This window comes from Pseudomonas sp. N2-3-1-14 (genome assembly GCF_041228395.1).
In the GTDB taxonomy this organism is placed as follows: Bacteria; Pseudomonadota; Gammaproteobacteria; order Pseudomonadales; family Pseudomonadaceae; genus Aquipseudomonas.
On the sequence record NZ_CP166199.1, the window covers coordinates 2,445,695 to 2,457,830 of the forward strand.

Here is a 12,136-nt window from a genome sequence, read left to right on the forward strand (position 1 = left end):
TGCACTTTAGAAGCGCGCGTTTTGAGCGCTCTTGCGGGGCTTTCTGGTGAGAAAGCCGAGTTGTATCGGACTTTGTGGAAACTGCCATCATGACGCTTCTTACAGCGCTGTCGGGCCAACCGGCCACCCTGACTGACTCGGCCGACGGCCGCCATCAACGCGTGTACCAGCAGCTGTACAACGAGACGGAGGGTTGCGAGGCGCTGGCACGGGAATTCTTGCTGGCGCAATTGGCCCAGGTGCAGGACGTGCCCTGCGAATTGCCCGACACGCCCGAACAACTGCCCGCGTGGGTCGAGCAGCGCTGCGCCGCCGTGGCCCGCGACTACGCCGACTACCTGGAGCAACGCCAGCAGGGTCAGCCACGGCGCTACTTCCAGAACAAGGCCCACGCCTTGTACGTGTTGCAATGCCTGGCGCCGACCAAACAGGTCGATGGCGCCTGGCTGTACGGTTTACTGCGCTATTGGCAGGACCAGCGCTTCGATGGGCTGCTGACCACCTACCTCGAAGAACTGGGCGACGGCGAAGCGGCGCAAAACCATGTGGTGATCTATCGCAAACTGCTCAGCGAGCACGATGCCGACAGCGAAGCCGGCCTCAATGATGACGACTACCTGCAAGGCGCCTTGCAACTGGCGCTGGGCCTGTGTACCGAGGAGTTTCTGCCGGAGGTGATCGGTTACAACCTGGGCTATGAGCAATTACCCCTGCACCTGCTGATCACCTCGTACGAGCTGAGCGAGCTGGGCATCGATCCCTATTACTTCACCCTCCACGTCACCATCGACAACGCCAGCAGCGGCCATGCCTGCAAGGCCGCGCAAGCGGTGTTGAACCTGCTGCCGCTGGGCGAGGGCAGGGAGCAGTTCTACCGCCGCGTGGCCCGCGGTTATCAGCTCAATGACCTCGGGCCGGGCACCACGGCCGTGATCGAGCGCTTCAACCTGCAGGAGCAAGTGGTGGCCATGCTTGAGCGTAAGCGCACGTACGGTCAGCACATGCATTCCGATTACTGCCGCTTCGAGGGCAAAACCGTCAATCAATGGCTGGCAGAGCCTGGGCAGATCGCTGAGTTCCTCCAGGCGCTGCAAGACAAAGGCTGGATCAAGCGCAACCAGGACCCTGCCGACAGCCGCTTCTGGCAACTGATCGAGGGCGCCGGTGCAGCGATGTTCGGCGTGTTCAGCGGCGCTGAAAAGCAGCTGCTGCACGACTGGATTGCCGGTGACTGGGTCAGCGGCGAGCGCGTGCCGCCTGCACGGCCGGGGCGCGGCAGCCGTTTCTCCCGGGAGCAGCATCGCCCGGCCGATCCGGACACCCAGGCGCTGGTTGAGTCACTGTGCAAACTGGCCGATGAACAGCAGCTCGATGCGCTGATTCCGTGGATGTCGGCGCGGCGCCATTGCGCCCCGGCCGGGCTTTACGCGACGCGGCGCTTTATCCAACTGCGCGCGCGTCTGCGCTGAGGAGTGTGGTTCATGTCTGCACAGCAGCTCGTTGATCGCACCTTGTTGAACCTGGGCCGCGGATTGAAGGAGAACGGCTACCGGTTTATCACGCCGACGCCCCTGACCCATGAACGGGTGTGCCAGCGCCTGGCAACACCGCTGGCGATGACGATGCGCGATGTGTTCGGCTGGTCGCTGCCATTTGATAACGCGTTGTTGCCTGAGGCCTTTCGCGAAGAATTGCAGCAAGCGCAGGTGATCGAAAAACACGACGCTTTATGGCGCAGCACCGTGCGCTGGTCGAGCCTGGACGAGTTGCTGTTCGCCCACTCGCCGTACCCGACCACCCAGGCCGACGCGGTGTTTTTCGGCCCCGACAGCTACCGGTTTGCCCACGTGATCCAAGCCCATCTGCAACAGCGTTTCGACCCTGTGCGGCGGGCGGTGGACATCGGTTGCGGCGCGGGTGTCGGTGCATTGGTCATCGCCCGCGCCCGGCCTGACGCTGACGTGCTGGCGGTGGACATCAATCCCCGCGCTTTGCGCATGACCGCGGTGAATGCCGAACTGGCGGGCCTGGCGAATGTCAGCGCGTACCACAGCGACATACTGGCCAGCGTCGACGGCGAATTCGACCTGATCGTTGCCAACCCGCCCTATATGAATGACCAGCATCAGCGCGCCTACCGCCATGGTGGCGGTGCCCTGGGGGCGCAGTTGTCGGTGCGTATCGTCAGCGAATCCCGCGAGCGCCTGGCTCTGGGCGGCAGCCTGGTGCTCTACACGGGCGTGGCGATGGTGGCCGGCGCCGATGCCTTTCTGGAGGCGATCAAACCGCTGGTGGCCAGTGCTGACTACGGCTGGACCTACCGCGAAATCGACCCTGACGTCTTTGGCGAAGAGCTGGAAAAAACCGGCTATGAGGGCGTCGAGCGGATCGCCGTGGTGGCGCTCACCGTCACCCGACTGCGCTGAAGCTTGGTGCGCATCAGCGGCTACCACTGATCGGCTGTGGCCCTACCTCGACGGAACGCTCGCAGGTGTCGCGCCCCTTAATCAATAAGCCTTTCAACACCTTCTCAACAACAGGAGTGCAGAGCATGCGAGCGATGACTTTCCAGGGCGCGCACAAAGTGCAGGTCGATACGGTGCCCGATCCGATCATTGAGCAACCCGACGACATTATTTTGCGCGTCACCGCCACCGCCATTTGCGGCTCGGACTTGCACCTGTACCGCGGCAAGATCCCGACCGTCGAGCACGGCGACATCTTCGGCCATGAGTTCATGGGCATCGTCGAGGAAACCGGGCCGGCGGTGACGGCCGTGCAGCGCGGCGACCGCGTGGTGATCCCGTTCGTGATTGCCTGTGGCGACTGCTTCTTCTGCCAACTGCAACAATTTGCCGCCTGCGAAACCACCAATGATGGGCGCGGCGCGATCCTGAATAAAAAGGCGATCCCGCCGGGGGCCGCGTTGTTCGGCTACAGCCGTCTGTATGGCGGCATTCCCGGCGGCCAGGCCGAGCTGGTGCGAGTGCCGAAAGCCAACACCGGGCCATTCAAGGTGCCTGGGTTGCTGGCGGATGAAAAGGTCCTGTTCCTCTCGGACATCCTGCCCACGGCCTGGCAGGCGGTGACCAACGCCGGCATCGGCAAGGGCTCCAGCGTTGCGATCTACGGCGCCGGCCCGGTAGGCCTGCTCAGCGCGGCGTGCGCGCAGATGCTTGGCGCCGAGCAGATCTTCATGGTCGATGACCATCCCTATCGCTTGGCCTACGCGCAGAAAATGTACGGGGTGATCCCGATCAACTTCGAAGAAGATGACGACCCCGCCGACACCATCATTCGCCAGACCGCCGGCATGCGCGGGGTCGATGGCGTCGTGGACGCCGTGGGGTTCGAAGCCAAGGGCAGCACCACCGAGACCATCCTCACCACGCTCAAGATCGAAGGCAGCAGCGGCAAGGCCCTGCGCCAGTGCATCGCTGCCGTGCGCCGTGGTGGGGTGGTCAGCGTGGCCGGGGTGTATGCCGGGTTTATTCACGGGTTTATGTTTGGCGACGCGTTCGACAAGGGGCTGACGTTCAAGATGGGCCAGACCCATGTGCAGCGCTTCCTGCCGCAGTTGCTTGAGCACATCGAGCTGGGGCATCTGAACCCCGAGGCGATCGTCACGCATCGGTTGTCGCTGGAGCAGGCTGCGCGCGGCTATGAGTTGTTTGACAAGGCCGAGGAGGAGTGCCGCAAGGTGATCCTGCTGCCGGGCATGGATGAGCGGCCGATTGTCGAACCGCTGGAAGAAGTGACGCCTGATTTACGCCTGCAGGGCGTTCCAGGCTTCTAAACCAAACACAGCGCAAACCGGGAGGGGGCAAGCCCCTCCCGCATTCACGTCAGGCTGCCGCCTGCGGTTGGATCTGCAGCACGCCGTCCACGTCCTTGACCAGGCCACTGGCCACAAACAACGGCGCCACGCGCTTGTGCAACTGCGGCTCGACGAACTCCTTGACCGTGTCCAGCGCCAGCTCGCCACTGAGCGGCAGCTCGGCCTTGGTGTACGACAGCCAGGCTTTTTTCAGCATCGTCAGCACATCACTGCCCGCAGTCGAGGCAAAGCGGCGGTGGCTGGGTTTGCCGTCGAAGTTGAAGCTGTGCTGGTACGCGTAGCCGGTTTCGTCACCGTTGCTGGTGGCGCAGCGTACGCAGGTGCATGGGCCGTCGCCGAACGCGCTGCGCAGGTAGGCGTTGAAGTCCACCACGGGCTTGAGTGACAGGCGCTTATCCACCTCGAACATGTCCCCGGTCATTTTATCGTCAGTGTTCAACGTCCATTTCCTCGCAGGTCGGCAGGTGCATTTCAAAGCGCGGCACAATACCAGCCGAGCGGCGCCCATGGGGATTTTTTGCGCGAAAGGAACTCGCTTCAGGGTCGACGTCCATTCGCCAATAGCCTTGTTAGCGTTTCCCCAATCAACCTCCGTCGATGGCGACGCAGCGCAAACGCGTAAAATCCTGGAAAACCTCGACCACGTGCTGGCAGGTTTTGGTGTCGGACGCTCGAACATCGCCGCCGTTCAGCGCTGCTGATTTATTGCATAAGAATAGAGCTATATATTCTTTTCGTGTCTTAAAAAACGCCGCTAGGCTTCATCACCTTCCCGAAAACGCGGCAGATTCCCCATGACTTTCAAGCGTTCCTCCCTGACCTTATTGGTTGCGTCGCTGGCCGCTGCTGGCAGCTTGCTCAGCCCGGTGCCCAGGCCGAAGGCAAAATCAGCATCGCCCAGCAGTTCGGCATCGGCTACCTGATCCTCGATGTGGTGCGCGACCAGCACTTGATCGAGAAACACGGCAAGGAGCAGGGGCTGGATATCCAGGTGGAATGGAACAGCATCTCCGGCGCCACGGCGATGAATGAATCGCTGCTGGCGGGTGCGCTGGACGTGGTCTCGGCCGGTGTGCCGCCGATGCTCACCCTGTGGGACCGCACCAAGGGCAAGCAGAACGTCAAGGCCATCGCCTCGCTCGGTTCGATGCCCAATTACCTGCTGACCAACAACCCTAACGTGAAGACCCTCAAGGACTTCACCGAGAAAGACCGCATCGCCGTGCCCGCTGCCGGTGTGGGGTTTCAGTCGCGCACCCTGCAGATCGAAACCGCCAAGCAGTTTGGCGATGCGAACTACAAGAAATTCGACGATATCTCCATCAGCCTGGCTCATCCTGACGCCACGGCGGCGTTGATTGCCGGTGGTTCGGAGATTAACTCGCACTTCTCAAGCCCGCCGTTCCAGTACCAGGAGTTGCTTAACCCTAACGTGCACAAGGTGCTCAGTTCCTACGACATCCTTGGCGGGCAGGCTACGTTCAACGTGCTTTACACCACTGAGAAATTCCACGACGAGAACCCCAAGACCTATAAGGCGTTTTACGACGCGCTGGCTGAGGCCGAGACGATCATCAAGGCCGATAAGCCGGCCGCGGCGAAGGCGTATATCCGTGTGGAGCAATCCAAGCTGCCATTGGACCTGGTGGAGAAAATTGTCCAGGACCCGGAGATCGATTTCACCATCGTGCCGCAGCGGACCTATATCTATGCCGAGAAATTGCAGGAGCTGGGGGTGTTGAAGAACAAGGCGGCGAGCTGGAAGGATTACTTCTTTGAAGAGGCTCATGGTGGGGATGGGAGTTGAGTGGTTGCTGATGGCGGGCGTTTTTTAGGGGGCATATCCGTTGCTGCGGTAACGGCGGCTGGCGGTTCCGCTCTTACAGCGGGTCACTTTTGGCAAACGCCCCAAAAGTAACCAAAAGGTCTTTGCCCCACCACTCGGCACCTCGCCTAGGCTCGGTGTGCCCTCACTCCGGCTTGAATCCGTGGGCCGCCGCGACGGGCCATCCATGGCCCAACGCGGCTAACCCGGCGTCCTGCCGGGTTACCCACGGATTCAAGCCTGCGTTCGGCCAGCGTGGTTGACGGGGCCTGTCAGATCACAAGCAAGATCAAAAGCAAAAGCACGGCGGCCTGAAAGCCGACCTGAGTGGTAGAAGCAAAAGCGGATCAAAAGCAGATCAACACACCTCTATCTGATGTACTGAGCTCCAAATGTGGGAGCGGGCTTGCCCGCGAATGCGGTGGTTCAGTGACACCTAAGCTGACTGACCCACCGCCTTCGCGAGCAAGCCCGCTCCCACAATTTCACCGAGTTCAACTGCCAGCACCGCACTGCTTTGCTTTTCTGTGGGAGCTGGCTTGCCTGCGATGCAGGCACCGCGGTCCATCAGGTACACCGGGTTGATGCCATCGCAGGCAAGCCAGCTCCCACATTTGATTGAGTTCAGCTTCCAGAATCAGGTCGGCTGTCAGGCCGCCTCGGTTTTGCTTCTACCACTCAGGTCGGCTACTAGGCCGCCGTGCTTTGCTTTTGATTTTGATCTTAGGCGCCCCGTTAAACCACGCTGGCCGAATGCAGGTTTTGGAGCGTGGGTAAACCGGCAGGACGCCGGTTTAGCCGTGTTGGGCCATGGATGGCCCATCGCGGCGGCCCACGCTCCAAAGCCTGCGTGAGGGCACACCGAGCCTAAGCGAGGTGCCGAGTGGTGGGGCAAGAGCCTTTTGGTTACTTTTGGGCTCTTTTCAAAAGTGACCCGCTGTAAGAGCGGAACCGATATTCGCCATCACCCAAATAACGGATATGTACCCAATAACCCACCCCAAACATCACCGAAAAAACTCCCCCGGTGTCGCATCAAACTGCTGCCGAAACGCCGCAATAAACGCCGAAGTCGACTCATACCCACACCCCAACGCCACATCCGTAACCCGCTCCCCCTGCTCCAGGGCCGGCAACGCACTCAGCAACCGCAACCGCTGACGCCAAGCGCGAAACGTCAGCCCGGTATCACTCAGAAACAACCGACTCAACGTCTTCTCACTCACCCCCAGCCTGCGCCCCCAATCCCCCAAGGTCGTCTGCTGCTCCGGATGCAGGTTCAAGCTGCGATAAACCTGACGCAACCGCGGGTCCAGGGGCAAAGGCAGCATCAAATCCACCTGCGGCGCAGCGGCCAACTGGTCGAGCACCACCTGGGCCAGCCGCCCATCCGGCCCGTCCTCGGCATATTCCACCGGCAACTCACTGAAACTGCGGATCAACTCGCGCAACAAACTGCTCACCTCCAACACCTGACACCGCTCGGCCGCCCAGGCGGTAACACTGCAATCCAGGTACAGGCTGCGCATTTCCGTGTGCGGCGAACTGAACACCCGGTGCGGCACGCCCGCCGGGATCCACACCGCGCGCTGGGGCGGGGCGACGAAGCGGCCGACGCTGGTCTGGATCTCCAGCACCCCGGATATCGCGTAGGACAACTGCACCCACGGGTGGCTGTGCTGGCGGGTCAGCGCACGATTGGGCAGTGACTCCGTGCGCCCATACACGGGCCGCGGCAGGCTGGAAAGCCCGGGCACACTGCGCCGGACGGTCTTGTCATGTCCTTTAGGCGGCATTTACTGGCTCATTGGCGTTAGTCGGTAACAAGCCGTTACGTTAGAGTCGCATCGATGCTCTTGGCAACCCCTGGAAGATTTGCTTATGACCCGTCCACGTTTTCTGCCTGACAACTTCACCCTGACCCTGATTGCCACGGTGATTCTCGCTTCCCTGCTGCCCGCCAGCGGCCAGACCGCCGTGGCCTTTGGCTGGGTGACCAACCTGGCCATTGCGCTGCTGTTTTTCCTGCACGGCGCCAAGCTGTCGCGCCAGGCCATCGTCGCCGGTGCCGGGCACTGGCGCCTGCACCTGCTGGTGTTCAGCCTGACCTTTGTGCTGTTCCCCTTGCTCGGCCTGGCGCTCAAGCCGGTGCTGTCGCCGCTGATCGGCAAAGACCTGTACATGGGCATGCTCTACCTGTGCGCCTTGCCGGCCACGGTGCAATCGGCGATTGCCTTTACGTCGCTTGCGCGCGGCAACATTCCGGCGGCGATCTGCAGTGCGGCGGCCTCCAGCCTGTTCGGCATCTTCCTCACGCCGCTGCTGGTGACGCTGCTGCTCAACGTGCACGGCGACGCGGGCTCCACCGTCGACGCGATCCTGAAAATCAGCGTGCAATTGCTGTTGCCGTTTATCGCCGGGCAAATCGCTCGTCGCTGGATCGGCGATTGGGTCGGCCGGAATAAGTCCTGGCTGAAGTTCGTCGATCAGGGCTCGATCCTGCTGGTGGTTTACGGCGCGTTCAGCGAAGCGGTCAACGAAGGCATCTGGCACAAGATCCCGCTGTGGGAGTTGGGCGGCCTGGTGGTGGCGTGCTGTGTGTTGCTGGTCCTGGTACTGGTGGCGTCCACCGTGCTGGGCAAGGCCTTTGGCTTTAACCAGGAAGACCGCATCACCATCTTGTTCTGCGGCTCGAAGAAAAGCCTCGCCACTGGCGTGCCGATGGCGCAAGTGCTGTTCGCCGGCGCGACCATGGGCGTGTTGATTCTGCCGCTGATGCTGTTTCACCAGATCCAGTTGATGGTGTGCGCGGCGCTGGCGCAGCGCTACGCCAAGCGGCCGGAAAGCATCCCCGAGATGATGGGGCAGGTGGATCCGTGATCCAGATCACACCCTAGGCCGAATCACCTCAAGTTAACGCCCGGCCAGACGACTTCCTGGGTGAGAGCCCAATAAGGAGTGTCGGCATGAGCGTTAAAGGTATTTCGGTGTTTGCAGGCCTGTTTTGCCTATGGGCCAGTGCCTGTGGTGCGGCACAGACCGTGGGGCAGGGCACTATCCAGTTCACCGGCGCAATCGTTGAGCCTGGGTGTGCGACAAATGCGCGCAGCGGCGCGGTGATGGAGTTGACCGGCTGCGCCAGTTTTAACCGCGGCAGCCGCTTCGAGGTGCGCAGTCTGGCGCCGGTGGCCAGCGTCGATGCGGCTCGGGTGAAGCTGGTTGCCGACAGTGGCGCCGGGCGTTATTACGACCAGCGCTACCTGCTGGTGGACAGCGCCGGCACGCCGATTGTGTCGGGCAACTACGTGATCACCATGACCTTGCCCTGAACCTCAGAGCGACGATCCGCGCAAACAGCGCGGCGAGAAACCTATAGAATGCTCGGCGGCGGCGCTGTTCTGCGTGGCCGTTGGATCATCGCCAGAGTACCTCGCCCGCCAATGAGCATTTCAGCCGCAACCCCCCAAGCCAACTGGCAACCGGTCATCGCCCTTGCTTTGGCCGCGTTTGTGTTCAATACCACCGAATTCGTACCGGTCGGCCTGCTCAGCGCCATCGGCGCCAGCTTCGACATGCCCATCGCCAGCGTCGGCCTGATGCTCACCATCTATGCCTGGATCGTGTCGCTGACGTCGCTGCCGGTGATGCTGCTGACGCGTAACGTCGAACGGCGCAAGTTGCTGATCGTGTTGTTCGGCTTGTTTATCGCCAGCCATATTCTCTCCAGCGTTGCCACCAGCTTCGGCTTGCTGATGGTCAGCCGCATCGGCATCGCCTTGTCCCACGCGTTGTTCTGGTCGATCACCGCATCCCTGGCCGTGCGCCTGGCGCCGGAGGGCAAGCAGGTGCAAGCCCTCGGCCTGCTGGCCACCGGCACGTCACTGGCGATGGTCCTGGGCATTCCGCTGGGCCGCCTGCTCGGCGAAGCCATGGGCTGGCGCACCACGTTTCTGGTGATCGCCGCCTTTGCCGCGGCCCTGGTGTTCTGGCTGGCGCGCACCTTGCCGCTGCTGCCGAGCCAGAACTCCGGCTCGCTGCGCAGCCTGCCGTTGCTGTTCAAGCGCCCGGCGCTGTTGGCGCTGTACGTGCTCACCGCCATGGTGGTGACCGCGCAATTCACCGCCTACAGCTACATCGAACCCTTCGTCGAAGGCGTCGCCGGCCTGAGCGGCAACGTGGTCACTCTGTTCCTGCTGGTGTTCGGCGGCGCGGGTATCATCGGTTCGCTGCTGTTCAGCCTGGTGCACCGTTTCAACCCGCACCTGTTCGTGGTCAGTGCGGTGTTCCTGCTTGCTGCGTGCCTGGCGCTGATGCTGCCCTTGAGCGGCGCCGAGTCCTACCTCGTCGGCCTGAGCGTGTTCTGGGGCATGGCGATCATGGGCTTTGGCCTGGCCATGCAATCCAAAGTGCTGGTGCTGGCACCCGACGCCACCGACGTGGCCATGGCGATGTTCTCCGGCATCTACAACATCGGCATCGGCGGCGGCGCCCTGATGGGCAGTTGGGTCGGCAGTCACTTCGGCTTCGCCTGGATCGGCGCGGCGGGCGGGTTGCTCGCGGCAGTGGCGCTGATCGGCTACTGCCTGGCGATTCACCGGTATGGGCAGGGTGTGGCGCGTAGCAACTGATGCGTTGGTCAATGATGACTTGAAAAAATCAAAGGATTGAACCCGTGAGACACCTCGTCGCCTATATGGATGCCGTGGATCAGTCTAAAAACGTGCATTGATCCGTCAACCGGCCCGCAGCACCGGCCCGGCGCTGTTTGCCCGCAGCGAATACCTGTCGCAGCTCTGGCTGGCGCCGATCGTCGGCGCACTACTCGGTGCGCCGCCCGCCCGTAAGTTGGGTGGCCGCGACTGAACGGTGCTCGGTGTCGAAGAACTTTTTCGCCGGCGGCGGGCCTATCTATAACGCCGCCGTTTGCCCACTTTTTTCGGAGTCCACCGCCGATGTCACGTCTATTGCTCAAACCCGCACTCTTTACCGGTATTTGCACCCTGATGCTCAGCCTTTCAAGCCAGGCCGCCAGCTTTGATTGCGCCAAGGCCAAGGCCGCTGACGAAATTGCCATCTGCGCCAACCGCAGCTTGAATGACCAGGACGTAACGATGGCGTTGCTCTACGACCTGAACAAGCACTTCATGGCCATGGGCGGGCGCGGCTCATTGATGGACGGGCAGGCGGACTGGCTCAAGCAGCGGCGCGCGTGTGGCGCGCGGCTGAGTTGCCTGAGTGACGCCTACACGCAACGCATTGGCATGTTGCGCGGGTTTATTGATGAGCGGGTGATGACAAAGGGGCCGTTCTGAATCACAGCGAAGACTCAGCCTTTGGGTGATTGCCGTGGCGAGGGCGCAGGCTCTCTCGCCACAGCAATCGAGCGTCCTGTTACAACGCCGCCAGCACCGCCTCCAACTTCTCCTGATCGCGCGCGAACTGCCGGATGCCTTCGGCGAGTTTTTCCGTTGCCATCGCATCTTCATTCGACGCCCAGCGGAACTGCGCTTCGGTCAGTTGCTGACGCACTTCACCTTCAGCGCCCGGCACCAGTTTGCGTTCCAGCGTGCCGTTGTCTTCATCGAGTTTGTGCAGCAGGTCCGGGCTGATGGTCAGGCGGTCACAACCTGCCAGTTGCTCGATCTGGCTGAGCGTGCGAAAGCTTGCGCCCATGACCACGGTCGGGATGGCGTTGGCCTTGTAGTAGTTGTAGATGCGTGTGACTGATTGCACGCCCGGGTCTTCGGCGCCGGTGTAATCCAGGCCCGTGCTTTTGCGGTACCAGTCGTAGATGCGGCCTACGAATGGCGAGATCAAAAATACCCCGGCATCAGCGCACGCCACGGCCTGGGCGAAGGAGAACAGCAGCGTGAGGTTGGTCTGGATGCCGGCTTTTTCCAGGCGCTCGGCAGTGCGGATGCCTTCCCAGGTGGACGCCAGCTTGATCAGCACGCGCTCGCGACCGATACCGGCCTGGTCGTACAGGGCGATCAGCTGGTTGGCCTTGGCCCACAGTGCGTCTTCGTCAAAGGACAGCCGCGCGTCGACTTCGGTCGAGATGCGCCCGGGAATCACCTTGAGAATGCCCGCACCGACCGACACGGCGAAGTGATCGCAGGCCAGGCCTACGTCGCCCTTGGACAGGCTCACGGCAGTGCGCAGCAGCTCGGCGTATTCCGGGATGGCGGCGGCTTTAAGCAGTAACGACGGGTTGGTGGTGGCGTCGACCGGACGCAAGCGGCTGATGGCTTCCAGGTCGCCGGTGTCGCAGACCACGGTGGTGAATTGCTTGAGTTGTTCGAGCTTGGACGTCATGAGCGGCGGTCTCCAGGAAGTGGGATGTGGCGCAGCGCTGGGCGGCACGGGACACCCGTTGTACCACTTCCCGGGCGGCTTGTTTACCCGCGCGCCACGCCTTTACGCCTCTGGGAAGCCGACTTTCTGCGGCCATCGGTTCTGGAAAACCTGCACAT

General features: G+C 62.0%; 10 protein-coding genes and 2 pseudogenes. 9 read left to right on the forward strand and 3 right to left on the reverse strand.

The window, feature by feature from the left end:
* Positions 1 to 89 precede the first annotated feature (89 nt).
* From AB5I78_RS11425 to AB5I78_RS11435, 3 genes are all read left to right on the forward strand, one after another.
* The gene (locus AB5I78_RS11425; RefSeq protein WP_369302657.1) at positions 90 to 1,469 is read left to right on the forward strand and encodes an iron-containing redox enzyme family protein; all 1,380 of its coding nucleotides are present in this window, start codon (positions 90 to 92) and stop codon (positions 1,467 to 1,469) included.
* 12 nt (positions 1,470 to 1,481) lie between these two features.
* On the forward strand, positions 1,482 to 2,426 hold the full coding sequence (locus tag AB5I78_RS11430) for a methyltransferase (RefSeq protein WP_369302656.1): 945 nt from the start codon (positions 1,482 to 1,484) through the stop codon (positions 2,424 to 2,426).
* Between the two features lie 125 nt (positions 2,427 to 2,551).
* Complete coding sequence (locus AB5I78_RS11435) at positions 2,552 to 3,796, forward strand: zinc-dependent alcohol dehydrogenase (protein ID WP_242200077.1); 1,245 nt, start codon at positions 2,552 to 2,554, stop codon at positions 3,794 to 3,796.
* Positions 3,797 to 3,845: 49 nt separating this feature from the next.
* Here the strand turns inward: AB5I78_RS11435 and AB5I78_RS11440 are convergent, their stop codons facing one another.
* Positions 3,846 to 4,277: a hypothetical protein gene (locus AB5I78_RS11440; protein WP_369302655.1), complete on the reverse strand. Its 432-nt coding sequence runs from the start codon at positions 4,275 to 4,277 to the stop codon at positions 3,846 to 3,848.
* A gap of 355 nt (positions 4,278 to 4,632) precedes the next feature.
* On the opposite strand from AB5I78_RS11440, the pseudogene AB5I78_RS11445 reads away from it, so the two are divergent.
* Positions 4,633 to 5,645, forward strand: a pseudogene (locus AB5I78_RS11445) (ABC transporter substrate-binding protein).
* Positions 5,646 to 6,670: 1,025 nt separating this feature from the next.
* On the opposite strand, the gene AB5I78_RS11450 reads toward AB5I78_RS11445, so the two are convergent.
* Positions 6,671 to 7,459: a helix-turn-helix domain-containing protein gene (locus AB5I78_RS11450; RefSeq protein ID WP_145163626.1), complete on the reverse strand. Its 789-nt coding sequence runs from the start codon at positions 7,457 to 7,459 to the stop codon at positions 6,671 to 6,673.
* 85 nt (positions 7,460 to 7,544) lie between these two features.
* Between AB5I78_RS11450 and AB5I78_RS11455 the strand changes: the two genes are divergently transcribed.
* The 5 genes and pseudogenes from AB5I78_RS11455 (at position 7,545) to AB5I78_RS11475 (ending at position 10,975) form a co-directional block, all read left to right on the forward strand.
* The gene (locus AB5I78_RS11455; RefSeq protein ID WP_262207756.1) at positions 7,545 to 8,543 is read left to right on the forward strand and encodes a bile acid:sodium symporter family protein; all 999 of its coding nucleotides are present in this window, start codon (positions 7,545 to 7,547) and stop codon (positions 8,541 to 8,543) included.
* A gap of 86 nt (positions 8,544 to 8,629) precedes the next feature.
* On the forward strand, positions 8,630 to 8,992 hold the full coding sequence (locus AB5I78_RS11460) for a type 1 fimbrial protein (protein ID WP_369303444.1): 363 nt from the start codon (positions 8,630 to 8,632) through the stop codon (positions 8,990 to 8,992).
* 111 nt (positions 8,993 to 9,103) lie between these two features.
* Positions 9,104 to 10,291 carry a sugar transporter gene (locus AB5I78_RS11465; protein ID WP_369303445.1) on the forward strand — a complete coding sequence of 396 codons (1,188 nt, stop codon included), beginning with the start codon at positions 9,104 to 9,106 and terminating at the stop codon, positions 10,289 to 10,291.
* Positions 10,292 to 10,400: 109 nt separating this feature from the next.
* Positions 10,401 to 10,526: pseudogene (locus AB5I78_RS11470) on the forward strand (aquaporin); the annotation flags it as partial.
* Between the two features lie 89 nt (positions 10,527 to 10,615).
* Positions 10,616 to 10,975 carry a lysozyme inhibitor LprI family protein gene (locus tag AB5I78_RS11475; protein ID WP_262207762.1) on the forward strand — a complete coding sequence of 120 codons (360 nt, stop codon included), beginning with the start codon at positions 10,616 to 10,618 and terminating at the stop codon, positions 10,973 to 10,975.
* Between the two features lie 79 nt (positions 10,976 to 11,054).
* Here AB5I78_RS11475 and tal read toward each other — a convergent pair whose 3' ends face one another.
* The gene (tal, locus tag AB5I78_RS11480; protein ID WP_369303446.1) at positions 11,055 to 11,978 is read right to left on the reverse strand and encodes a transaldolase; all 924 of its coding nucleotides are present in this window, start codon (positions 11,976 to 11,978) and stop codon (positions 11,055 to 11,057) included.
* Between the last annotated feature and the right edge of the window lie 158 nt (positions 11,979 to 12,136).